Here is a 21,848-nt window from a genome sequence, read left to right on the forward strand (position 1 = left end):
CGGGGGCGTAGGACGAAGTTCGATGAACTAGCCCCCGGCCACCGGCGGAATAAGGGCGATTTCATCGACGGGGTGTAAGGGCTGGTCGGTGGGGGCGTACTCCTGGTTCACAGCTACGGCGCAGCTGCGCAACTCGCCCAGCGCGGGGTACTGCCGGCGCATTTCGGCCAGCAGTTCGCCCACGGTGGTAGGCGCCGGGGCCGGCAGCTCAATGGTGGCTGCCCCCACAATGTCGCGGGTGATGCCGTACAGGGCAATGGTTAATGACATATCTTTCGACGTAAAATTGAGGCCCCAACGACGGGCAACCGCCATTTCGGGGGCCGCGGCGCGCAGACTGAACACCTTTTAGTTGTTGGGGGTTTAGCGCAAGCCGGCCATGTTACGTACAGCCGGACAAAATTGGTGATAAACGTGCTTCCCGCTGCCTCTTCCCTGGTCACCCCGGTGGTGTCGCCCCTCTTCGACCAGCACGGCCGGCCGCTGGAGTACCTGCGCCTGGCCGTGACGGACCGCTGCAACCTGCGCTGCTTCTACTGCATGCCCGAGGAAGGCATCCGGTATACGCCCAGGCACGACCTGCTGAGCTACGAGGAGATGCTGCGCCTCACCGGCCTGCTGGCCACCCTGGGTGTGCGCAAGGTGCGCCTGACCGGCGGCGAGCCATTCGTGCGGCGCAACCTGGTGTATTTCATGGAACGCCTCGCCCAGTTGCCCGGCATCGAGGACCTCAGCCTGACGACTAACGGCGTGCTCACTGCCCCGCACGTGCCTGCCCTGGCCCGGATGGGGGTGAAAGCTGTGAACCTCAGCCTCGACACCCTCGACCGCGCCCGGTTCGCGAGCATCACGCGGCGCGACGAGCTGCCGCGGGTGATGCAAACGTTATACGCCCTGCTCGAGGCCGGCATCCAGGTTAAAATCAACGCCGTGGTCATGGATGGGCAAAACATTGCCGATCTCATCCCGCTGGCCGACCTTAGCCGCACGCTACCCGTTGATGTGCGCTTCATTGAAGAGATGCCCTTTAACGGCGGCAGCCACGCGGCCGGACCCGCGTCGTTGCCATGGAACCACGTGCGCATTCGTCGGCATCTGGCCGGGCACTTTGGCGAGCTTACGCCCCTGGCCGGGTCGGTCGGCGCCACGGCTACGGACTACGCTATTGCCGGGCACCAGGGCCGGGTGGGCATTATCGCGGCCTATTCGCGGACCTTCTGCGGCAGTTGCAACCGTCTGCGCCTCACGGCCGAAGGTGGTATCAAGACCTGTCTCTACGACCAGGGTGTGCTCGATGTGCGCGCCTTGCTGCGTGGCGGCCACGACGACGAGCAGCTGGTAGCCGCGTTAGCCGCGGCCTTCCGCTTCCGGGCGGCCAACGGGTTTGAGGCGGAGCAGCAGCGGCCCCTGCACCAGCTCAGCTTCGAGAGCATGGCTACCATTGGGGGTTGACATCTTGTTCAGGTAAGTAGCTGATAATATAAAATTTATTTATTGCATGTGGTGGCTGAGCCAGGGGTAGTCGGCTGGATATTTTGCGCCGCAGCGTCTTGGATTTGAGTCTATTGAGGGTTTTTAAGGTAGCGCTATGAAAGTTCTGGTCATCTTGTTGGTCGTGGTCGCCGTGCTTTACGTTGCGTTGTGCGGCGTGCTGTATTTCAAGCAGGAAAGCCTGTTGTTCTATCCCAATCAGTTGCGCGCGGATTACCAATTTCACTTTCCGGGCCAGTTCGAGGAGCGCTGGATTACCGCTGCCGACGGCACCCGCCTGCACGGGGTGCTCTTCAAGGCCCCGGGGTCGAAGGGACTGCTATTTTACCTGCACGGCAATACCGGGGCAGTGGATAGCTGGGGCGCGGCGGCGGCTACCTACACCCGCTTGCACTACGACGTATTCATCCTCGACTACCGCGGCTACGGCAAGAGCGGCGGCCAAATCACCAGCCAGAGCCAGCTGCTGAGCGACGTGCAGACTGCCTACCAGCACTTGCGGCCGGAGTACCCCGAAAGCCAGACCGTGATTCTCGGCTACTCGGTCGGAACCGGCCCGGCTACCTGGCTGGCGGCTCACCACCACCCCCGGCTGCTGATTTTGCAGGCCCCCTATTTCAGCCTGCGCGATTTAGCCACGCACTTGTACCCGTTCGTGCCGGGCTTTTTGGTACGGTACCCCCTGCCCACCAACGAGCTGATTACACGGGTCGGCGCGCCCATCGTGCTGTTTCACGGCGACTGCGATGAGGTGATTTACTACGAGTCCTCGCTCAAGCTAAAAGCCCTGCTCAAGCCGACCGATCAGTTAGTGGTGCTGCCCGGCGCGGGACACAACGGCATGACCGACAACCCGCTTTACCAGCGTGAGATAGCAAAGCTGCTGGGAGCCTCACGTGACCCCTACGGGGCCGGCCCCCTCTCCGGGGGAGAGGTGGAGCCTGACGGCATCTAGACTTACTTAAATATGGGGCGGACCAAATAATCTGGCTAACTAAAGGGCGCTAGAGTAGGCGGTTGTCGTTCTGGGCCGTGGCGTTGAGCATGGCTTAATTAAAGATCGAGGGGGCTGCTGATGCTGCTCAGGCTGAAGCAGGCGGGTGAGGTAAAAGAGTGGAAGGATAATCACCCGGCGGGCTCATTCGACAACTCGTCGGGGCTGGTTGGCGTTGGGGAGCTTGGGCCTGCAAAAATTGGGGTTGGGGACGAGAGCTCCCGCGCCGCCGTGAGAACCGTAGCTGTATGATTTCGTTGACTGCTCCTTCCCAACCAATTTCCAGAAAAGCGCACCGGGTGGCCGTGGGGGCTTTGTTTTTCCTGCTGGGCTTGTGCTTTGCCAGCTGGGCTTCGCGTATTCCGAGCGTGCAGCAGCGCATGGGGGTTTCCGAAGCCCAACTGGGCGGTCTTCTGCTGGCCATTCCGATCGGGCAGTTGCTGTCGCTGCCCTTCACCGGGTGGCTGGTGGCCAAGGAGGGCAGCCGCAAAGTGGTGCTGTGGGGCTTGGGGCTATACGCCGCGGCCCTGCTGGGACTGGGCTGGGCCAGCAGCCTCTACCAGCTACTGCCGTGCCTGGTACTATTCGGCATCGGCGGCAACCTGACCAATATCGCGGTGAATACCCAGGCCGTGGGCGTGGAGGAGCTGTATGAGCACCAGCCCATTATGGCTTCGTTTCATGGGCTGTGGAGCCTGGCGGGCTTCGTGGCGGCGAGCCTGGGCACGTTCATGATTGGCCACGCGGTGGCGCCCGGGGTACATTTTCTGCTCATCGTGCTGTGCCTTGGCGCAGGCCTGGCAGTGAGTGCCGGCTACACCGTGCGTCAAGACCGCAACGTGGACCCGAACCCGCCCATTTTCGTGAAGCCCGACCAGGAGCTGCTGGGGCTGGGCGCCATTGCCTTTTGCGCGCTCATCTGCGAAGGGGCCATGTTCGATTGGAGCGGGGTGTACTTCAAAAAGGTAGTCCGGGCCGGGCCGGATTGGGTGGGCGTGGGCTACACGGCGTTCATGAGCACCATGGCGCTGGGCCGATTCGGGGCCGACTGGCTGGCGGGGCGGCTGGGAGCCCGACGGGTTATTCAGCTCAGCGGCCTGCTCACGGCCACGGGCCTGCTGCTGGCCGTGCTGTGGCCCACGCTGGCTACGGCGGTGCTGGGCTTTCTGCTGGTGGGGTTCGGAACCTCGGCGGTGGTGCCGCTGGTGTACAGCACAGCCGGGAAATCGTCGCGCATGTCGGCGGGCATGGCGCTGGCGTCGGTGTCTACGATTGGGTTCTTGGGCTTTTTACTGGGGCCGCCCATTATCGGCCTGGTGGCCGGAGCTACGAGTTTGCAGGTGTCGTTTGCCCTGATTGCCGGCATGGGGCTGTGCGTGTCGGCCGTGGCAAGCCGGGTGCGGGTGTAGGGTAGCGACCAGCAGCTTGGGGTCGGCTCCTCGTTTTCTGGGCTTCGCGGCGGTAAGCGAACGGGGACGAGGGTGAGGTTCCCCAACCTGCCAACCGAAAAGCGCAAGCTGGCCGGGAGCTGTTAACCGCTACTTCCCCAGCTCTACCCAACCGCGTTGCATGGCGTAGTGCACCGCCGTGCCCACCACCAGGCCTACGAGGTAGCCATACGGCAGCCCGGCGCACAGCAGGCCCACCAGCAGCGCCACCACCAAGTCGCGGCGCTGCCCGCTGATGTCGCGCAAGAGCGTGGCTAGCGTCAGGGCCTCAAACAGCAGCAGCACACCTAAGACGGGGAGCGGAAAAATCTGCACCACCTGCTGAAAGCCCCGGCTGAAAAATAATCCCAGCGTCAGAAACAAGCCCCCGTAGATAATCACCGAGCCCCCCGTGCGCGCCCCGAACGCGTAGTGCCCCACCATGCCGCCCGAGCCGTGGCAGACCGGGAATCCGCCCAGGAAGGGGCTGGCTAAGTTCATCAGCGCATAGGTGAGGCTGATTTGCCGCACGGTGAGGCCGCGCTCGGGGAAGTAGTCGGCGGCAATCTGGCGGGTGGCCAGCACCGAGTTGCCCAGCGACAGCGGAATCTGGGGCAGGGCCAGCAGCACGGCCCCGGTGAGAATGTCGGCCGGGGCGGGAACGTGCCAGGCGGGCAGATGCAGACCAACGGCTTGTTGGGCCGTGGCCAGGTTTAGTTTGAGGACCAAGGCGTAAGCGGCGCCCAGGGCAATGACGATAAGCGCCGCCGGCCAGCGCCGGTTGCCCAGCAGCGCCACCGTGACGGCAAATGCCACGGCGGCCAGCGTGTAGCCGGGCAATCCGTCGGCCGGCACGTATTGCTTCAGGGCCAGCGTGGCCAGCTGCAAGGCCAGTCCGAACTGGATACCGCGCACCACCGGCTTGGGCACCAGCCGCGCCAGCGCATCAACTAGGCCGGTTACCGACAGAAAAAACATGCTCACCCCAATGGCCAGCCCGCCGCCGAAGATGACCCGGCCGGGAATTTTCTGGGCAATCACCAGCGCCGCAAAGGCCTTGAGGGGCTGCACCGGCATCGGCAGCCGGTACCACAGACCCGAAAACACCTGCATCAGCCCAAACAGAATGAGCACCCCGGCACTGTCGACACCTGCGGCGGCGATGACGCCGATGAGCAGTGGTAAGTCAGTGCCCAGGTCGCCAAACGCGCCGGCCAGCTCATTGCGGTCGAACCGCAGGGGCGGGCGGGTGGGAGCGGGGCGGGGCAGGGTCGAAGTTTCCACGGAGCAAATGTCGGCACGCAGGGCAAAGCCTGGGCTTCGCCGTGTTGAAAGATGCCCGAACTACCGGTTTCTAACGGCACGAACGCGGCGCAGCCCAGGCCCCGCCCCCGGCGGTTTCTTTCACTACAGGCTCAGGCCCTCTCAGCTGGTAAGGCCCCGACGCGGTAAGGAGGCTGTAAGTGCTTACCCAGCGCCTGCGCGGCCAGGTCGTGGTCGAGCGCGCCTTCGTGGTGCGCCAGAAAGATGGTGGCTACTCCGTTGCCGATGAAATTGGTCAGGGAGCGCGCCTCGGACATAAACCGGTCCACGCCCAGCAGCAGGGCCAGCCCTTCCACCGGAATCACCTTCAGGGCGGTGAGGGTGCTGGCCAGCACCACAAAGCCGCTACCCGCCACCCCGGCCGCCCCCTTGCTCGTGACCATAAGAATGCCCATCATGCTGATAATCTGCGCAACGGATAAGTCGACGTGGAATACCTGGGCCAGAAAAAGCGTGGCGAGCGAGAGGTAGATGGTGGTGCCGTCGAGGTTGAAGGAATAGCCGGTGGGCACCACCAGGCCCACTACCGGCTGCGCGCAGCCCATCCGTTCCAGCTTCTCCATCAGCCCCGGCAGGCCCGCTTCGGAAGAAGAAGTGCCGAGTACAATCAGCAGCTCAGCCTTAAGATATTTCAGCAACAACCACATGCTCACGCCGCAGTACCGCAGAATGGCGCCGAGCACCGCGAAAATGAACACGGCCATGGTCAGGTACACGGTAGCCATGAGCTTGCCCAGCGGCAGCAGCGTGGCGATGCCGTACTTGCCAATGGTAAACGACATACCGCCAAAGGCCCCGATGGGTGCGAAAAGCATGACCAGGTGCAGCCCACGAAACACATACTTCGAGGCCTCTTTCAGGAGGTGAATGATGGGTTCGCGGCCGGCGTATTTGCTCAAGGCTATGCCCAGCCCGATGGACAGCAGCAGCACTTGCAGCGTGACGTTATCGGCCAGAAAATGCCACCAGGAAAACTGGCCGGCGCGCTTGGCGTACTCGTCCACGGCCGTTGCGCTGAGCTTGCCCACGGCCACGCCCGCCCCCGGTCGCACCAGCGCCGCCACGCCCACCCCAATGGCCAGCGCCAGCGTCGTCACAATTTCGAAGTAGAGCAGCGCCTTGCCGCCAATGCGACCTACTTTCTTCAGGTCGCCCATGGCGCTGATGCCGAGCGTGATGGTTAGAAAGATGATAGGGTTTATAAACAGCTTCACCACATCGATGAAGCGCTTTCCCAGAACTTCCATCTGCACGGCGGTAGCGGGCTGTAAGTGGCCCAGCAGCGCCCCGGCCGCGATGGCCAGCAGTACCCAAAGCGTCAGGTGGCGGGTGATATTCTTGAGGTTCATCTGGTAGAGCTACGGTAAGCGGTGCTAAGCTATGGTGTTACGCAGGAATCGCCCGAGCCTGTTCAAGCCGTTGGGCAGTCGGCTCAGGCACCGGCATGGGAAGCCTTAGCAGATTGAACTGGCATCCACCGTACTTTCAGGAACCTACGTCCAGGATTCTTGCTTATAAGGCCCCGTTACTTACTGGCTGCTCCGGTAAATTCCACCTCCGCCATGAACCCCGCCATTCTGCTCCCCGCCGCCAGCTACGAATTCACCACCATTCAGAAAGTGAGCGGGGCCGGCCCAGCCGTGCAGGCCTCCGACCAGCTCGCGGCTGAGGAGCCGCTGGAAATCCGGGTGGGCTACGAGGAGGCTGGTCAGCGTCGGCACCGTACCCTGTCGGTGACCATGCGCACGCCGGGGCACGATGAAGAGCTGGCCGCCGGCTTTTTGCTCACCGAAGGCTTTATCCGGAGCAAAGCCGACCTGCTGGGCATCATTCCCTGCCCCGATGTACGGAAGGCCGAAGAAGCTGGCAACGTGGTTCGCGCTGAGCTGGCTTCCCACGTAAAAGTTGATTTCGCGGCCCTGGAACGGCATTTCTACACCAGCTCCAGTTGCGGGGTGTGCGGCAAAACCAGCATCGATGCCGTGCGCATGGCTACTTGCCCCACGCTGCCGGCCACCGGCCCGCACTTGGCTTACGCCGTGGTGCACCAACTGCCCGAGCGCCTGCGCGCGGCCCAGGCTGGCTTCGAGCAAACCGGGGGGCAGCACGCCGCCGCGCTCTTCAGCCCCACTGGCGAGCTGCTCTTGCTGCGCGAAGACGTGGGCCGCCACAACGCCCTCGACAAGCTCATCGGCGCGATGCTGTTGGCCAACCAGTTGCCGCTGCACCAGCACGTGCTGCTGGTGAGTGGCCGCGTCAGCTTCGAGCTGGTGCAAAAGGCTGCCGCCGCGGGAATTGGGGTTTTGGCGGCGGTAGGGGCCCCCAGTAGCTTAGCCGTGCAGGCGGCCGAAAGCTTTGGCATGACGGTACTTGGCTTCGTGCGACAGCAGCGGTTCAACATCTATTGCGGAGGCTGGCGCCTGGCAAATGCCCGTTAAAGAAGAGTGAGCAGTAAGAAGCTGTCTGGGAAGGACTGCTATCCTCTGCCGAGTTTTTCGCGTAGTAGATTCGGAAAGCGTCGGCCCGGTGTGACGAACTGATGCATTGAGCTGATACTTTCTCGATGGCTGTATACCGGGCTGATTTTTTGGCTGGCTTATCACGGTCTTGCTCAATTTCATTCCAACCCTTCCTCCATGAAGCTTCGTTTCGAAGACCATTCCTTGCGCCTCCGTCTCTCCGAGGCCGAAGTCGCTCATTTTGCCGAGACGGGTCGCGTAGCCGTCGTGGTTCCGCTGGGGCTCACGGTGGGCGAAAGCCTGACCTACGCGCTGGAGCGCGCTGATTCGGAGGAGTTTCGCATCACCCACGGAGCCGGGGCCATCACCGTGAAAGTGCCCGCTACGCTGGCCGCGCACTGGACCAGCACCGACCAGAACGGCCTTTCCGCCACCCTGATGATGGCCGAAAACCAGTCTCTTAAAGTGTTAATCGAAAAGGATTTGGATTGTCGGCACTAGCCGCCCGGCCTGCCACAGGCTGCACCGCTTATAGCCGAATTGCTAGGGTAACTTTAACCGCGGCAGTCTCGTCTGAATAGAAGAGTGTAGTTCAACCTGGCGCCCCAGGTGCCAATTCGTTACCTTGCTTGGCTTGAGCCCGGTTGGAAACCAACTGTAGCCTATGGCAGTTAAAAAACCGAATGGCTGCCCGTAAGCTCTATTGTAGTGGTTTTGCTTATCCTCTCGCGTCCTCTTTCTACTCACTGTCATGGAAAAATCTCCCGCTGAAGATCCCGGCCAGGCCGGTCAAACCGACCAGCAGGGGGCGCAGGCCAATGCCCCCAAAAGCGGGGAGCGCCCCAGCCAGGGCGCGGCGCCGGCGCCCGACCACTACCGCTCCGACCCCAACCGCACGCACGTGCACGCGCACATTCCGGCCCCCGATGTGGCCAACGCCAAATACCAGCACCCCATCCTGGCTCAGCCCCCGGAAGCCCTAACGGGCCTGCGGCTGGAAGGCCGCGCGAAAGTTGCCGCCGGCGTTACGGCCGTAATCAAGTCCATGCAGTTTAGCTGGGGTGAGGGCGGAGTGGGGCGGGGCACCAAAGCCCTGCTGAAGATGAACCAGAAGGATGGCTTCGACTGCTCGTCCTGCGCCTGGCCGGATCCGGACGAGCACCGCTCCGTGGCCGAGTTCTGTGAGAACGGGGCCAAAGCCACCGCCTCCGATGCCGACGACCAGGCCGCCGGCCCCGAGTTCTTTGCCCGGCACAGCCTGGCCGAGCTCTCGCGCATGACCGACCGCGACCAGAACAACGCCGGCCGCCTGACTCACCCCCTGGTGAAGCGCCCCGGCGACAACCACTACTCGCCCATTGCCTGGCCCGACGCCTTCCAGCTCATCGCCGATAACCTAAACGCGTTGGATTCGCCCAACGAAGCGGTGTTCTACACCTCGGGCAAAGTACCCAACGAGCCGGCTTTCCTCTTCCAGCTGTTTGCCCGCGAGTTTGGCACCAACAACCTGCCCGACTGCTCCAACATGTGCCACGAGAGCAGTGGCTCGGCCCTCAGCCCCACGCTGGGCCTGGGCAAAGGCTCCGTCACGCTCAACGACCTGCACGAGGCCGAGGTTATTCTCATCATCGGCCAGAACCCGGGTACCAATCACCCGCGCATGCTCACGGCCTTGCAAAAAGCCAAGCGTAACGGGGCTAAGATCATCAGCATTAATCCGCTGATTGAAGCGGGCCTCAACCACTTTAGAAATCCGCAGGATTTCATGAATCCTCTCCGGGCGCTGGGCGCGCTCATGGGCGATGGCACCCCGATTACCGACGTGTTCCTGCAAGTGCGCATCAACGGCGACATGGCCCTGCTGCGGGGCATCATGAAGCACCTGTTCGAAGCCGAGGACCGGAACCCCGGCCAGGTGGTCGACCGTGAATTTATCGCCGAGTACACCACTGGTTTTGAGTCGTTCGAGCAGAACATCCGCAACACGAGCTGGGAGGAAATCGAGGAAATTAGCGGCATCTCGCGCGCTCAGCTGCTCGAAGCCGCCAACCTCATTGCCCCCAAGCAGAAAATCATCACCTGCTGGGCCATGGGAGTCACGCAGCAGCGCCAGGGTGTGCAAACCATCCAGGAGATTGTGAACCTGCAGCTCATGAAGGGTGCCATCGGCAAGCCCGGGGCGGGCACCTGCCCGGTGCGCGGCCACTCCAACGTGCAGGGCGACCGCACCATGGGCATCTGGGAGCGCATGCCGAAGCAGTTTATGGAAGCGCTGCAGAAGGAGTTCCACTTCACGCCGCCCGCCGAAGACGGGCTCGACGTGGTAGAGGCCATCAAGGCCATGCGCCTGGGCCACACCAAGGTCTACTTCAGCCTGGGGGGCAACCTGCTCGCCGCCGGCCCCGACACCGAGCTGATTGCCGAAGCCATGCGCCGGCAAAAGCTGACCGTGTTCGTGGGCACCAAGCTCAACCGCGGCCACCTTACCACCGGCGAAACCAGCCTGCTGCTGCCCACCTTTACGCACGCCGACATCGACATGCAGAAGTCGGGCCACCAGCTAACGTCGTGCGAAAACTCCATGGGCGTGGTCAGCCAAAACAAGGGCGTTCTGGTGCCGCTGGCCGGCGACCAGCTCAGCGAGGTCGCCATCATCTGCGGCACGGCCATTGCCACGCTCGGCGACAAAACCAAAACCGACTGGGTAGCCATGACCGAGAATTACGACGTCATCCGCGACCACATCTCCCGCGTCATCCCCGGCTTCGAAGACTTCAACCGGAAGCTCCGCGAGCCGGGCGGGTTTTACCTGCCCAATGGCCCCCGCGAACGGAAGTTTACCACTGAAAACGGCAAGGCCAACTTCACCACGACCACGCTGGAGAAGCCCGAAATCGAGCCCGACCAGCTGGTCCTGATGACGGTGCGCAGCCACGACCAGTTTAACACCACCATTTACGAGTATAACGACCGTTACCGGGGCATCCACGGCGAGCGCCGCGTGCTTTTCATGAACCCGGCCGACATGGCGGCCCGCGGCATCAAAGCCAAGGACCTCATCGACATCACCAGCCACTACAAGGGCGAAGAGCGCCGGGTGGAGAAATTCGTGGCCGTGCCCTACGACATTCCGAAGGGCAACGTCTCGGCTTATTTCCCCGAGGCCAACCCGTTGGTGCCCATTGGCAGCGTGGCAAAGATCAGTAATACGCCTACCTCGAAATACGTAGTAGTAACGGTGGTGCCCACCGCCGCCAATAATGACAAGCGCATTAAGGCGCGGGAGAGAATGATGGTGGAGTAGGGGTACCGCCCTGCCCGAGGCTTGGTTCGCTCACAGCTTGTAACTATTGGAAGGGAGGCAGACGCGGTTGAGGGTCTGCCCGTAGCAGCGGCGTCCGTTGCCGGCCGCGGCCCCCCGAACACGTGCCTTCAATGGGAGCAGATGAATAATCTGGGCGAGTTTATTGTTTGCTCAACTGTTTCTATCCGCACTGTCTGCCCACTAATGCAAAGCCCTTGTTAGCAGTTCGTTGTATTACTTCGTATCCGTCAATCTTTGTTACCAGGGCACTTCTCCCGTTTCAGGATTATTTTCTTCACTAAAGAATTTCCCCGTCGGTCCGCTTTGGTCAATCAGAGCATACTTTATAATCCGCATGCCCGCAGTTTCAACACTCCCGGGCCCACGATGACCATTGAAATCCGTCTTTGTATATCCTGGACAAACAGCATTTACTTTGAAGTTGCTATCCCTTAGTTCGTATGCCAAAACAACTGCATACATATTCATCGCTGATTTTGAAGAAAGATAAACCACTCCTTTGTAGTCGTAATATCTGTATGAAGGGTCGCTGTGCAACGTAATCGAACCTTGACTTGAGCTTACATTTACAATACGTGGTTCGGGAGATTTTTTCAATAAATCAATAAAGGCCTGTGTAACTCTTACGACCCCGAATACATTTGCATCGTATGCTGTTTTGAACTGGTCTATGGTTGAGTCAAGCGCTGACTGTGGGTAGCCACCGTAAATGCCAGCATTATTGATGAGTATGTCCAACGCTTCTGTTTTTTTGCCTATTTCAGCACGGGCCTCTTTTACGGAGTCATCATCAGTAATGTCAAGCTGAATAGACTCTACATTACTTAGTCCTTCTGCCTTTAGCTTATTCACGGCTGCTATCCCGTTCTCTAAATTGCGGCTGCCTAGGTAAACATAAACTCCTTGCTGAGCAAGTTGCCGGGCAACTTCAAAGCCAATGCTTTTGTTGGCTCCTGTTACTAATGCTGATTTCATTTTTCTGCCTTTTTGCTTAGATTATAAAGCAAAGGTAGATGGCTGAAAAACAGAGGAGATGGATAGATCAATTGATTATCTGGACAAATCTTGCTGGGCTTCTAAAAACTCACTTACGCTTTTCCCCGTGCATTTTTTAAAAAATCTTGAAAAGTAATCAGGATCATTAAAACCCAATTCATAAGCTAATTCTTTGACCGAAAGGGGAGAGTAAAGTAGTTTTCGCTTTGCTTCAATCAGTAAACGGTTAGTAAAAAAATCCTTAGGCGAAACTCCCGAGTGCTCTTTTACAATCCGATATAAGCTATTTGTGGTTAAAGCCAACTTGTCAGCTATTGTATTCACAGAGGGTTGCTCAGTAAGATGCGTTTCCACAACTAATTTGAATTCAATAAACTTTGACAGGTTGCTGTTTAAAGTATTGATTGATTCTTTATTTTTGAAATAAGCATTATTTAGTTCTGTTAACAGCAGGTTTAGGTAAGCTAATGTTATTTCTGTGTCTATAGAATCTTTGTCTATGTGAAATATCTGATTTAAAATTACAAAAACCTTTCTTACTCTCTCCCTTGTAGTATCGTCAAAAATGATGGTTTGAGAGTTTAAAGGATTAATTAAAAAAGGAAATTGTTGGGGTAGCAATGCCAATGTATTCTCATCGAATACCACCTTAAAGTACTTGAGATTAGTAGTTTTATGTGGAGGTGTGAAAACTTGGTTAGGCATTGCAAAAAGCAAGTGTCCGTCAGCAAGAGTGATATCTTGTAAATCCAAATTGTATGTGGTGGAGCCGCTGTCAATTAGGACTATAAAGTAAGAAGTGATCCTGCGAGTTTGCAGAAGCTTTTGCTGAGTATCGGCAGCAGGGTAAGGATTATTATTCGAGATAATCTTTATACTCAACTTATCTTTCTGCAAGTTTTCGAATTTCCCATTTGTATCTTGCATGTCGTCTGCTCAAATTTAGTAGGGTATCACTTTACAATAACAGCTAATATCCAGATAGCCATAACTACACCGGGTAGCTGAGATTGTTTCTGTTATAGTTGCAAGTATCTTGCTTTCTCTTGAAGGAGCTGGTAAAAAACGGATAATAAGCAGCAGACATAAAAATGATGCTTCTCCCTGGAAGTAACGTACTTTTGGCCAAATGTCCAAGAAGTAGCTTTCTCTTTTCCTTTGGTTTTTTTGGCTAAAAAGATTCATTATCAATCGGTTAATTGGTTAGCCATATCCGGTTCTATAGGGAAGAAGCAGGAACAATTAGACCAACTTTATAACTATCCAATACTGTTCTCACTTTCGAACGGCAAAAAACCAACATTAGTCGCTTCGCATCTCTAGTCGGCACTGCCGTTTTTACAGCTTTTTAAGGGCTTTCACCTAATGCGGTTGAAACTGTCTGCCTATTTTGGGCAGACAACCTCAACTGGAGGCTGCTTAGCCGTAGTGGCCCCGATCTGCTCGCTTTCACTCGCCCCTGGGTGGGTCAATACAAAACGTATTACAGGAAAATTTAAGCCACTACCGCCTTCTTGTAAGTATGGATGGTGACGTTGTGCTAACGCAGGTAAAGGGTAACTTTAGAAATTCTAAGTTTCTCTGAGATTTTATTTACGCCCAACTCTTGGTCCTGATAGATGGTCTAGGCAATGATGGCCGTTCGTTTTTTGTACGTTTCCCAATTAGTTATACATGTTTTTACCTGGTAGATCAACCTCAGCATCGATCAGTAGGCAAAATAATGTTGCTAAAAAACGGCAGAACAGTTCTGCAGGTGACAACTCCATTCAGAGCCGGCGATTTCTCGAAACGCTCCTGGCGATTAAGCAGGTACGGGTGCCGGTACAGACTTCTTCAAGAACTTTTGCAACAAGAATTTGTGTGCCCGCTTCTCGACCAATTCGTACAAGGCGGCTGCTGACAAAAGGTTGAGTGCCAGAATAGGTAGTGCCAGTATCGTGTTTTCGCGGTGAACGATGTTCTTGGCCAGCAAGCCCTCCAGCAGGATTAAAATAGGCAGCTGCATGATGTAAAAGCTGAAACTGATACGACCTAAGTATTGCATAAAACCGGAGCCAACCCAGCGAAAATAACGCGATTGTTCCACGTTGGCGGTCACGCAAATCAGCGCCATAATAGCCGGCAAGGCAACGATATTGTGGGCTGTATAGCCTGGTAAGCGCAGGTATCCAGGCTCGTTGCCGCTAAGTTGGATGCCCAAGGCAGTGATAATATGGGCAGTGTAGCTGGGTAAGCGTGCGCCAAATTTAGCCAGATACAAGGCCGCGCCCATCAACAATGCTAAAGCGAGGTTTTCAGACAGGCGGAAGTGATGACGAAACACTAAAAGCCCCAGCAGCACACCGCTCACGAATTCGGGGAGTCGGCTTGGGGGGAAAGCATACGTTGCCTTAAATGAAACAACGCCAGGATGGGTGGCCGAGTACAAGCCCGGAAGGCTGCTGGCCAAGACAGCGACAGCCAGAACGGGGAGCAAGGCCTTGCCGGGAAGTCGCAGCAGGAGCGGTAACAGAAAAGGGAATAGCAAGTAAAAGAAGAACTCAGTCGACACCGACCAGGCCCCACCACCATACCACTCCATGGATAAGGAGAGGAAATACGACTCCAGCATAGTCGCATCAAGGGCCAGAATTCGCAGAAACGGACTCGGATAGTCGTGTAAATAGCCACTCACCGCTAAACAGGCAACCAAACCAATTAGATACGCTGGGTAGATTCGAGCAAACCGCTTCAGCATAAACCTACCGTAATAGCTGGCCGTCGGTACAGTCGTGTCCGAAAAGTCCTTTAAATGTACGTAAGTGAGAATAAAGCCCGACAGCACAAAAAACAAATTGACACCCAGGGCCCCCACGCTAATAATAGTCTCCAATGAATCCGGTAGGAAAGCCAGAGAAAACCGTGACTGAATATGAAATACAAACACGTAAAATGCTGCCAGGAAGCGTATCCCCGTTAGTCCATTTAACTCTTTCATTCGCTATATAGTGGTGCGCAATTTAGTCCGCCTAGTAGATCCATTAAAGAAATCGATGGTGGGCAGTGCAGAGTAATGGGGCCATCATGCTCACGCAATTCTCCTCGCAAAGTAGTGCAGTGAACAACCAAATGTGCCCACCCGTAGACTAAACGTTGCGCTCTGCGCGCGAAATAGCGGCCCGTATCACGCTGCGGGCTCGCCTTGCTTTTCCAAGTCGAAGAGCTCGCCCAGCAGGGCCACCAGCTTGTCGGCCTCATCGCGTTTGCAGGCCGATTTCAGGTGCAGCACGTGTTGCTTGAGAATCTTCTGCATCAGCGAGCGGGTGGCTTCGTCGAGCAGCTTGCTTTCGGCCGGGGTGGCCTTTTTCTGGTAGCGGTCCAGCTCTTCCAGGCGGAGAGTTTCCAGGCTGGCCTTCATCTTTTGGATGAGGGGCGACACCATCATCTCCTTAGCCCAGTCGTTCAGGCCGGCAAGGCTTTCGGCGATAATGGCGCGCACCTGGGGCACGGCGGCCAGGCGATTTTGCAGCGCGGCTGAGGCCTTACTCTGAATGGTGTCGATGTTGTAAACGAGCACGCCGGGTACCTGCTCCACGTCGGCCGCGATGCTGCGGGGTACGCTCAGGTCGACCAAAAACTTGAAGCTGAGCACGTCGAGATGCTCGATCAGCTCGCGGGTGAAGAACGGCTCGGCGCGGTTGATGGAGGAGATAACCACATCGGCCTCTTTCAGAGCCGGCACCAGGTCCTCGAAATCAACGAGGCGCATCCCGCATTCTTCGGCCAGGGCCTCGGCCTTGGCGCGGGTGCGGTTGCAGATGGTAATATCCTGGAAGGCCTTGCTGGCAGCCAGGTGGCGGCACACGTCGGCGCCTATTTCGCCCAGGCCTACCACCAGCACCCGCGGGTTGGCCACGTCGGCCGTCAGCTCCTCGACCAGCTCCAGCGCGGCGTAGCTAATGGAGGCGGCTCCATCGCGAAAGCTGGTTTCGGTCTGTACCCGTTTGTTGGTGAAGAAGACGGTGTGCAGCAGGCGGTGCAGGAAAGGGCCGGCAGCGTCGGCATCGGCGGCCCACTGGTAGGCCATTTTCACTTGGTTGCTGATTTGCAGGTCGCCCACCACCTGAGCATCGAGGCCCATGGCCACTTCGAAGAGGTGTTGGGTAGCTGCTTCAGCGGTCAGCAGCAGGTCGAAGTAGGGGAGGAACTGGCCCACGTCGGGGCGGCCCTTCAGGTCGCCAAGGGCGAGGATGACCTCACGGCTGCGGTCGTCTTCGGCCGCGTAGTACACTTCGGTGCGATTACAAGTGCTCAGCACCAACAGGTCAGACAAACCCAGGTCGTGGTGCAGCGTGTGCAGGAAACGACGGCAAGCGGCCTCATCCAGAGCAAGCAGCTCACGAATGGCGAGCGGAGCTTTCTTGAATGAGAGGCTAACAGCCTTGAACGGATGCGACATAGACAGGATTGGCACGAAACCAGACTGCAAAAATACAGCAGGAATCGACAAGCATACAAGGAGAAAACAGCCCAACCGGGGCTGGGGTTCGGGGTGAGGGACATTTAAATAAGCTGCCCCGCGGGCCTATCGTACCTTTGCGGCATGCATTCGCCAACCCCTTCCGTCGCCAATTCTTCACTCGTTGCAAAGCCCGCTGCGGTTGCCTCGGGTGGGGCCGTTGCCGGTGTAAGGGCCGCGTCGCAACCACCCATTCTCCCCTCGCCAGCCCCGGCCAGCATCCCCCCACTGCCGGCTGGCGGCACGACTCCCTTGGCCTGGGTGCTGTTGTTTATCCTGGCTTCTATCTGGGGCACCTCTTTCATTTTGATGAAAAAAGGGCTGGAGGTATTCTCCGCCCTGGAGCTGGGGGCCACGCGCGTGAGCGTGGCGTCGCTGCTCTTGCTGCCATTTGCCCTGCGCCACGTGGGCCGTGTCGAACGCAGCCGCTTCAAATGGTTGGCCCTGAGCGGGGTAGTGGGCACCTTGATTCCGGCCTTTCTGTTTGCGTATGCCGAAACCAAGCTGGCCTCGGGGCTGGCCGGCGTGCTCAATGCCCTCACCGTGGTGTTCACGCTGCTGGTGGGCGCCCTGTTGTTTGGGCAGCGCCTCACCGGCTTGCGGGTGCTGGGCATTACGCTGGGCCTGGTGGGCACTGTGGTGATGCTGCTGCTCGGCGGCAGCGGGGGCAGCGATACCCCGACCGGTGAAGGCAATGCCTGGTACGGCATCTACATCCTGGTTGCCACGCTGGGCTACGGCCTCAGCGTGAACGTCATTAAGCACAAGCTCGGCGGTATGACGCCCATGACTGTGACGGCCGTGCTCTTGCTGCTCATCGGGGGACCGGCGCTGGCCTACCTGCTGCTGGGCACGGGCTTCGTGCACAAGCTGGCCGCGGTGCCGGGGGCCTGGGCCGCGTTCGGTTACATTGCCCTGCTGGCCACCATGAGCACAGCCGTGGCCATGGTGCTATTCAATCGGCTCATTCAGCAGTCCACGGCGCTATTTGCCTCGTCGAGCACCTACCTCATTCCCATTGTGGCCCTGGCCTGGGGCGCGCTCGATGGCGAAGCCTTCAACCTGTGGCACTTCGCGGGCATGGTGGTTATCCTGGCAGGCGTGCTGATTATTCATCGCGCCAGGTAAGAACAATAGCTCCTCGCCTTAGCAAGGCGGAGAGCTATTGTTGCGTGCTCACTCACTTACGTACGGCCAAGCCTGAAAACGGGCCGCCAAGCCGGCCTGCCGGGCGTTGCCGCGCACGTAGGCCAGCACGCGGGTGAGCTCGGCTTCGTCCTGCACGCTGTACTCAAACCAGCCTACTTCCCAGAACTGGGCTTCGGGCGGCAGCTTGGGGCGCACCAGCCGACGGCAGTTGGTGGCGCTGCGCAGGTGCAGCAGGTCAATGGCTTTGGCGAAAGCGAGCGGACTGCTCGCGGGCAGGTGCAGCACCAGGTGGGCGTGGTTGGGCAAAATGGCGAAGCCGTGCACGACGAAGCCGGTCTCCTCCAGCATCATGATTTCGCCAGCCAGTACCTCCGCTATCCGCTCGTGGTCGAAGTACGCCGGGCCGATGGGAGCCTGGTCGAGTACGGCGTCGAACTTGGCGAAGAACTGTTTCTGGATGCGTTGATGATCGTCGCCGGCCTCCTGGGCCTGGCGCAGCTCGGCCTTTAGCACGCGGCCCGTGGCGGCCGGGATGGTGCCGTGCAAGCGGAAAGTGAGGAAGGAGGTAATGCCGGGGGCCATCGTGCGGGAAAGATGCAAAGAGCTGGCTGCCGTTGCCAACTAAGCGAGCCTGACAGCTACGCGCCTAGCGTAGCTGTCAGGCTCGCTTAGTTCCGTTACCTGCTGCTTTGACCACCAACGGGTAGCTTGGGCTCCTATTGAAATACAATGGCGCTGCCATGCTGTAAGCTGAACTCAACGGCATCGTAGCGGGACAGCCACACCTGGCGCTCAACCGAGTAAAGGGAAGAATAGCTGATTGCTCAACCTGGGCCTCGCAATGATCAGCACACTGTAACTGGTCCCTTGTACGGGCATTTATTTAAGGTGTGTTAAGGGGTAAGTCTAAGGATACTGGCGGGGCGGCAGCGGCGGACCGACAATCCGCCGCTCGACCCAAAAGACTCGAAGCAGCACTCGCTTGCGAATCGCGCATTAATACGGTCAGCGGGGTTGATTGCCTCATTTTCGGTGGTAATCGACGGGGCCAGGCTTTAACAAATTCAGCAATCCAAATCCCTTTTTGAATTTTTCAAGCGACAAAATTCAGGCGTTGCCGTACTGAGAAGGAAAACGTACCACACCCTGAGGAGCGCAGGACCACGGGTTCCCGCGAAGCGGTTTATGAGTTACATCTTTCAGTTAAAAGAGAGCGAACAGCGGTTTCGGGCCCTGTTTGAGAATAACCCCGACTTGGTACTGTTTCAGGACGGGACCGGGGTTATTCTCGATGCGAACCCCGCTTACCTTCAGGCCTTGGGTAGAACCAAGGAGCAGGTAATGGGCCGTCCGTTGAATGACTTCCTGCCGAAGCACCTGCACCAGCTGTTCGCGCAGAAGCTGCGCGAGGCATTCGCGGTCCACAAGGTGCAGTTCGACGTCGAAGTGCAGTTTGTGGATACCAGCACGACGCTGATGCTTTCCGTTACCAAGGTACCGTTGGTGGTGGAGGGCGTGGTGAGGGGGGTGCACGTGGTATGCCGCGACATGACCGACCTGTTCGTCTCGCACCGGCTGATTCGGGAGCAGGCCCGCAAGCTGAACACCATTTTTGAGAGCATCACCGACGCGTTTTTCTTGCTGGATCAGGAGTGGCGCTACACGTACGTGAACGGCGAAGTAGAGCGCCTGCTGGCCGTGAAACGCGAGAACCTGCTCGGGCAAACCATGCAGGACGTCTTTCCCGCCGAAGAGAGCGGGATATTCTACCGCCATTTTCAGCAGGCTTTCCAACTGGGGCAGGCCGTGCATTTCCAGGCGCCGTTCCGCAGCCGCGACATCTGGCTGGAGGTAAAGGCATTCCCTTCCAAGGAGGGCCTGTCGGTTTATTTCTCCGACGTTACCGAAAAGGTCCGCTCGCAGGAGGAGCTATACCGGCAGAACCAGGACTTGCAGCAATTCACCTACATTGTTTCGCACAACCTGCGCTCCCCGCTCGCCAATGCCCTGGGCTTGGTCGACTTGCTCGGCACCTTGGATAAAAGCTCGCCGGACTACGACCAGACGCTCGACAACTTGCGGGCCAGCACCCAGCAGCTCGACACCGTGCTGCGCGACATGAACACCATTCTGTCGATTCGGGATAAGCAGGACGTCGACGAGCCTGAGCACGTGGCCCTGGCCGATGTGGTACGGCAGGCGTACCTGAACTTGGAGGAGCTCATGGAGCAGTGCGGGGGCGAAGTGGTGCAGCACATCCCGGCCGACCTGTGCGTACTGGGCAACCGGGCTTATCTGTACAGCATTTTTTTCAACCTGTTATCTAACGCGGTAAAGTACCGCTCCGAAGAGCGGCCCTTGCGAGTCGAAATCAAGGCCGTCCGCCAGCCCGGCCTCGGCGTTGAGGTAGTGTTTGCCGACAACGGCTCGGGGTTCGATCTGGAAAAGGCGGGGCCGGATGTTTTCCGTCTTTACAAGCGGTTTCACAGCAGCCAGCCCGGCCGGGGCATGGGCCTGTACCTGGTGAAGACCCACGTCGAAACCATGGGAGGCCAGATAAAGGTGCACAGTACCGTGAACGGCGGTACTCAATTTATCATGCAGCTACGCTAACTCCGCATGGACGTACTACTCATCGACGACGACTCTATTGGCGTGTTTCTCACGGAGCGTTTGCTGAAGCGCGAAGGATTTACCAAAAATATTGCCTCCTACTCTTCGGCCGAAGCGGCCTTGAGTTTCCTGCAACAAGCCGAGCCCGACCACCTGCCGCAGGTTATCTTTCTGGACCTGAACATGCCCGTCATGGACGGCTGGGATTTTTTAGAAGCCCTGAAGCCGCAGGAAGAACAACTGCTCGGGCGCTGCTTCATTTACATCCTCACCTCTTCGCTGGCCCATTCGGATGCGGAGCGCATCGTCGACTTTCCCCTGGTAGCCGGCCTGATTCATAAGCCGCTCGACAGCCGCCAAATCCAGGCCGTGCGAACCCAGGTGGAAGCCCCTGATCCCGCCGGCCCCACTGCTTAGGTAGGAAGCTTAATGTAAAAGGTGGTTCCCCGGTTTTCCTGGCTTTCAAACCAAATGGTGCCGTTGTGCAGCCGAACCAAGGTTTGAATAATGGACATGCCCAAGCCGGTGGTTTTTTCGCCCCGCAAGCCGGGCCGGCGGGCCTTGGTAAACCGGTCGAACAGCACGGGCTGCAGCTTCTCTGGAATGCCAATACCGTCGTCGGCCACGGTCACCAGCACGTGCTGCGGCTGCTGCTCCAGCGTCACGGCAATGTGGCCGCCCTCGTGGGTAAACTTGATGGCGTTGGAGAGCAGGTTGTTCATCACCTGCAAAAACTTATTATGATCCAGCTCCACGTACACTTTCGCCGGGGTGCTGCTAAAGCTAAAGCGCTTGGCTACCAGATTTTCCGACTTCTGGTAGGTGTCCATCACCTGGCGCAGGCTGGCGGCCAGGTCGACCCGGGCGCGCTTGAGCTGTACGTTGGCCGAGGCCGTGAACTCGCTGTCGACAAACTCGCGGATGAGGTTCACGCTGTCGCGGCAGGTGTCTTGCATCACCTTCACCATTTTCTCTAATTGCGGGTCGTGCAATTCCTGGGTGCGCTCCTGAAAGAAGCCCGCCAATTGGTTCAGCATGTTAAACGGCCCGGCCAGGTCGTGGGAAAGAATTTCCAGCGTGGTGTTCTTCTTGGCCATGAAGTCATCGGCGTTGCGTGTGTATTCCTGTTCCACGGTTACGTCCTGCACGGTACCGCACAGCAGCACCTGTCCGTCGCTGGCCACAGCGCGGTGGGCCCGCACGCACAGCCACCGCAGGGGCTGGTCCGGCTGGGGCTGTAGGCGCAGCAGCAGGTCGTCGTGCATCTCCCCCTGGGCCAACTGCGTTAGGCAGCTCAACGCGTAAGCCTGGTCCTCGGTGGGCAGGCAGCTTAGCAGCCAGAGTAAGTCGGCGTTGACGGTAGCTCGCCGGGCCGGCGGAAACAGCCGTTCGTACGCGTCGTTGACGTATAGTACCTCTTTGGCACTGAAGCTATAAACAAAAAACAAAGTCGGGCTTCCCGCCAGCAGATGGTGAAACACTTCCAGCTGGTCTAGCATAACGCAGGAGTAGGTAGGGGGAGAAAGGCCGTAGGGCGTCTTTCCCAAGGTGTAAGACAATACCACCCGAA

At 58.3% G+C, this 21,848-nt stretch carries 18 protein-coding genes; 9 read left to right on the forward strand and 9 right to left on the reverse strand.

The features are described 5' to 3' along the window. Positions 1-27 precede the first annotated feature (27 nt). Positions 28-270 carry a MoaD/ThiS family protein gene (locus IC235_RS14310; protein ID WP_191005875.1) on the reverse strand — a complete coding sequence of 81 codons (243 nt, stop codon included), beginning with the start codon at positions 268-270 and terminating at the stop codon, positions 28-30. Positions 271-414: 144 nt separating this feature from the next. On the opposite strand from IC235_RS14310, the gene moaA reads away from it, so the two are divergent. The 3 genes from moaA to IC235_RS14325 all read left to right on the forward strand — a co-directional run bounded on the left by moaA (position 415) and on the right by IC235_RS14325 (position 3,894). After that, on the forward strand, positions 415-1,452 hold the full coding sequence (gene moaA, locus IC235_RS14315; protein WP_317173584.1) for a GTP 3',8-cyclase MoaA: 1,038 nt from the start codon (positions 415-417) through the stop codon (positions 1,450-1,452). A gap of 136 nt (positions 1,453-1,588) precedes the next feature. Beyond that, positions 1,589-2,446: an alpha/beta hydrolase gene (locus IC235_RS14320; RefSeq protein ID WP_191005876.1), complete on the forward strand. Its 858-nt coding sequence runs from the start codon at positions 1,589-1,591 to the stop codon at positions 2,444-2,446. A gap of 287 nt (positions 2,447-2,733) precedes the next feature. Continuing rightward, positions 2,734-3,894, forward strand: coding sequence for an MFS transporter (locus IC235_RS14325; protein ID WP_191005877.1), 1,161 nt, complete (start codon positions 2,734-2,736; stop codon positions 3,892-3,894). Positions 3,895-4,023: 129 nt separating this feature from the next. On the opposite strand, the gene IC235_RS14330 is transcribed toward IC235_RS14325, so the two are convergent. Together IC235_RS14330 and IC235_RS14335 are read right to left on the reverse strand one after the other, a co-directional pair. Next, a complete protein-coding gene (locus IC235_RS14330) occupies positions 4,024-5,196 on the reverse strand; it encodes a putative sulfate/molybdate transporter (RefSeq protein WP_317173585.1) in 1,173 nt (390 codons plus the stop codon). Positions 5,197-5,327: 131 nt separating this feature from the next. Beyond that, positions 5,328-6,584, reverse strand: a complete 1,257-nt coding sequence (locus tag IC235_RS14335) for a cation:dicarboxylate symporter family transporter (protein ID WP_191005878.1) — start codon at positions 6,582-6,584, stop codon at positions 5,328-5,330. Between the two features lie 213 nt (positions 6,585-6,797). On the opposite strand from IC235_RS14335, the gene fdhD reads away from it, so the two are divergent. The 3 genes from fdhD to IC235_RS14350 all read left to right on the forward strand — a co-directional run bounded on the left by fdhD (position 6,798) and on the right by IC235_RS14350 (position 10,998). Beyond that, positions 6,798-7,673 (forward strand): formate dehydrogenase accessory sulfurtransferase FdhD, encoded by an 876-nt coding sequence (gene fdhD / locus IC235_RS14340; protein WP_191005879.1) that lies wholly within the window; start codon positions 6,798-6,800, stop codon positions 7,671-7,673. Between the two features lie 198 nt (positions 7,674-7,871). Further along, positions 7,872-8,195, forward strand: coding sequence for a DUF7009 family protein (locus IC235_RS14345; RefSeq protein ID WP_191005880.1), 324 nt, complete (start codon positions 7,872-7,874; stop codon positions 8,193-8,195). Positions 8,196-8,445: 250 nt separating this feature from the next. Beyond that, a complete protein-coding gene (locus tag IC235_RS14350) occupies positions 8,446-10,998 on the forward strand; it encodes an FdhF/YdeP family oxidoreductase (protein ID WP_191005881.1) in 2,553 nt (850 codons plus the stop codon). Positions 10,999-11,256: 258 nt separating this feature from the next. On the opposite strand, the gene IC235_RS14355 is transcribed toward IC235_RS14350, so the two are convergent. The 4 genes from IC235_RS14355 to hemA form a co-directional block, all read right to left on the reverse strand. After that, positions 11,257-11,994, reverse strand: a complete 738-nt coding sequence (locus tag IC235_RS14355; protein WP_191005882.1) for an SDR family oxidoreductase — start codon at positions 11,992-11,994, stop codon at positions 11,257-11,259. Between the two features lie 75 nt (positions 11,995-12,069). Next, positions 12,070-12,942 carry a helix-turn-helix domain-containing protein gene (locus IC235_RS14360; RefSeq protein ID WP_191005883.1) on the reverse strand — a complete coding sequence of 291 codons (873 nt, stop codon included), beginning with the start codon at positions 12,940-12,942 and terminating at the stop codon, positions 12,070-12,072. A gap of 877 nt (positions 12,943-13,819) precedes the next feature. Next, a complete protein-coding gene (locus IC235_RS14365; protein ID WP_191005884.1) occupies positions 13,820-14,995 on the reverse strand; it encodes an acyltransferase family protein in 1,176 nt (391 codons plus the stop codon). A 186-nt stretch (positions 14,996-15,181) separates the two neighbouring features. Next, complete coding sequence (hemA, locus tag IC235_RS14370; RefSeq protein WP_191005885.1) at positions 15,182-16,456, reverse strand: glutamyl-tRNA reductase; 1,275 nt, start codon at positions 16,454-16,456, stop codon at positions 15,182-15,184. A gap of 144 nt (positions 16,457-16,600) precedes the next feature. Between hemA and IC235_RS14375 the strand changes: the two genes are divergently transcribed. Continuing rightward, entirely contained in the window at positions 16,601-17,644 is a 1,044-nt protein-coding gene (locus IC235_RS14375) for a DMT family transporter (protein WP_191005886.1), read from the forward strand. Between the two features lie 48 nt (positions 17,645-17,692). On the opposite strand, the gene IC235_RS14380 is transcribed toward IC235_RS14375, so the two are convergent. Further along, the gene (locus tag IC235_RS14380) at positions 17,693-18,247 is read right to left on the reverse strand and encodes a transposase (RefSeq protein WP_191005887.1); all 555 of its coding nucleotides are present in this window, start codon (positions 18,245-18,247) and stop codon (positions 17,693-17,695) included. 603 nt (positions 18,248-18,850) lie between these two features. Between IC235_RS14380 and IC235_RS14385 the strand changes: the two genes are divergently transcribed. Together IC235_RS14385 and IC235_RS14390 are read left to right on the forward strand one after the other, a co-directional pair. Further along, on the forward strand, positions 18,851-20,278 hold the full coding sequence (locus tag IC235_RS14385; protein WP_191005888.1) for a PAS domain-containing sensor histidine kinase: 1,428 nt from the start codon (positions 18,851-18,853) through the stop codon (positions 20,276-20,278). 6 nt (positions 20,279-20,284) lie between these two features. After that, positions 20,285-20,695 carry a response regulator gene (locus IC235_RS14390; protein ID WP_191005889.1) on the forward strand — a complete coding sequence of 137 codons (411 nt, stop codon included), beginning with the start codon at positions 20,285-20,287 and terminating at the stop codon, positions 20,693-20,695. On the opposite strand, the gene IC235_RS14395 is transcribed toward IC235_RS14390, so the two are convergent. Beyond that, positions 20,692-21,777 (reverse strand): sensor histidine kinase, encoded by a 1,086-nt coding sequence (locus tag IC235_RS14395; RefSeq protein WP_191005890.1) that lies wholly within the window; start codon positions 21,775-21,777, stop codon positions 20,692-20,694. The two genes, IC235_RS14390 and IC235_RS14395, sit on opposite strands and share 4 nt — an antisense overlap. Positions 21,778-21,848 lie beyond the last annotated feature (71 nt).

The sequence above is a fragment of the Hymenobacter montanus genome, from assembly GCF_014699115.1.
In the GTDB taxonomy this organism is placed as follows: domain Bacteria; phylum Bacteroidota; class Bacteroidia; order Cytophagales; family Hymenobacteraceae; genus Hymenobacter; species Hymenobacter montanus.

What these genes read in the sequence shown, in the direction of transcription:
- IC235_RS14365 (WP_191005884.1), bottom strand. Translation starts at nt 14,995, where the DNA reads ATGAAAGAGTTAAATGGACTAACGGGGATACGCTTCCTGGCAGCATTT.
- fdhD (WP_191005879.1), top strand. Translation starts at nt 6,798, where the DNA reads ATGAACCCCGCCATTCTGCTCCCCGCCGCCAGCTACGAATTCACCACC.
- IC235_RS14390 (WP_191005889.1), top strand. Translation starts at nt 20,285, where the DNA reads ATGGACGTACTACTCATCGACGACGACTCTATTGGCGTGTTTCTCACG.
- IC235_RS14320 (WP_191005876.1), top strand. Translation starts at nt 1,589, where the DNA reads ATGAAAGTTCTGGTCATCTTGTTGGTCGTGGTCGCCGTGCTTTACGTT.
- IC235_RS14350 (WP_191005881.1), top strand. Translation starts at nt 8,446, where the DNA reads ATGGAAAAATCTCCCGCTGAAGATCCCGGCCAGGCCGGTCAAACCGAC.
- IC235_RS14345 (WP_191005880.1), top strand. Translation starts at nt 7,872, where the DNA reads ATGAAGCTTCGTTTCGAAGACCATTCCTTGCGCCTCCGTCTCTCCGAG.
- IC235_RS14375 (WP_191005886.1), top strand. Translation starts at nt 16,601, where the DNA reads ATGCATTCGCCAACCCCTTCCGTCGCCAATTCTTCACTCGTTGCAAAG.
- IC235_RS14325 (WP_191005877.1), top strand. Translation starts at nt 2,734, where the DNA reads ATGATTTCGTTGACTGCTCCTTCCCAACCAATTTCCAGAAAAGCGCAC.
- IC235_RS14335 (WP_191005878.1), bottom strand. Translation starts at nt 6,584, where the DNA reads ATGAACCTCAAGAATATCACCCGCCACCTGACGCTTTGGGTACTGCTG.
- IC235_RS14360 (WP_191005883.1), bottom strand. Translation starts at nt 12,942, where the DNA reads ATGCAAGATACAAATGGGAAATTCGAAAACTTGCAGAAAGATAAGTTG.
- IC235_RS14355 (WP_191005882.1), bottom strand. Translation starts at nt 11,994, where the DNA reads ATGAAATCAGCATTAGTAACAGGAGCCAACAAAAGCATTGGCTTTGAA.
- IC235_RS14395 (WP_191005890.1), bottom strand. Translation starts at nt 21,777, where the DNA reads ATGCTAGACCAGCTGGAAGTGTTTCACCATCTGCTGGCGGGAAGCCCG.
- IC235_RS14380 (WP_191005887.1), bottom strand. Translation starts at nt 18,247, where the DNA reads ATGGCCCCCGGCATTACCTCCTTCCTCACTTTCCGCTTGCACGGCACC.
- IC235_RS14385 (WP_191005888.1), top strand. Translation starts at nt 18,851, where the DNA reads ATGAGTTACATCTTTCAGTTAAAAGAGAGCGAACAGCGGTTTCGGGCC.
- hemA (WP_191005885.1), bottom strand. Translation starts at nt 16,456, where the DNA reads ATGTCGCATCCGTTCAAGGCTGTTAGCCTCTCATTCAAGAAAGCTCCG.
- IC235_RS14310 (WP_191005875.1), bottom strand. Translation starts at nt 270, where the DNA reads ATGTCATTAACCATTGCCCTGTACGGCATCACCCGCGACATTGTGGGG.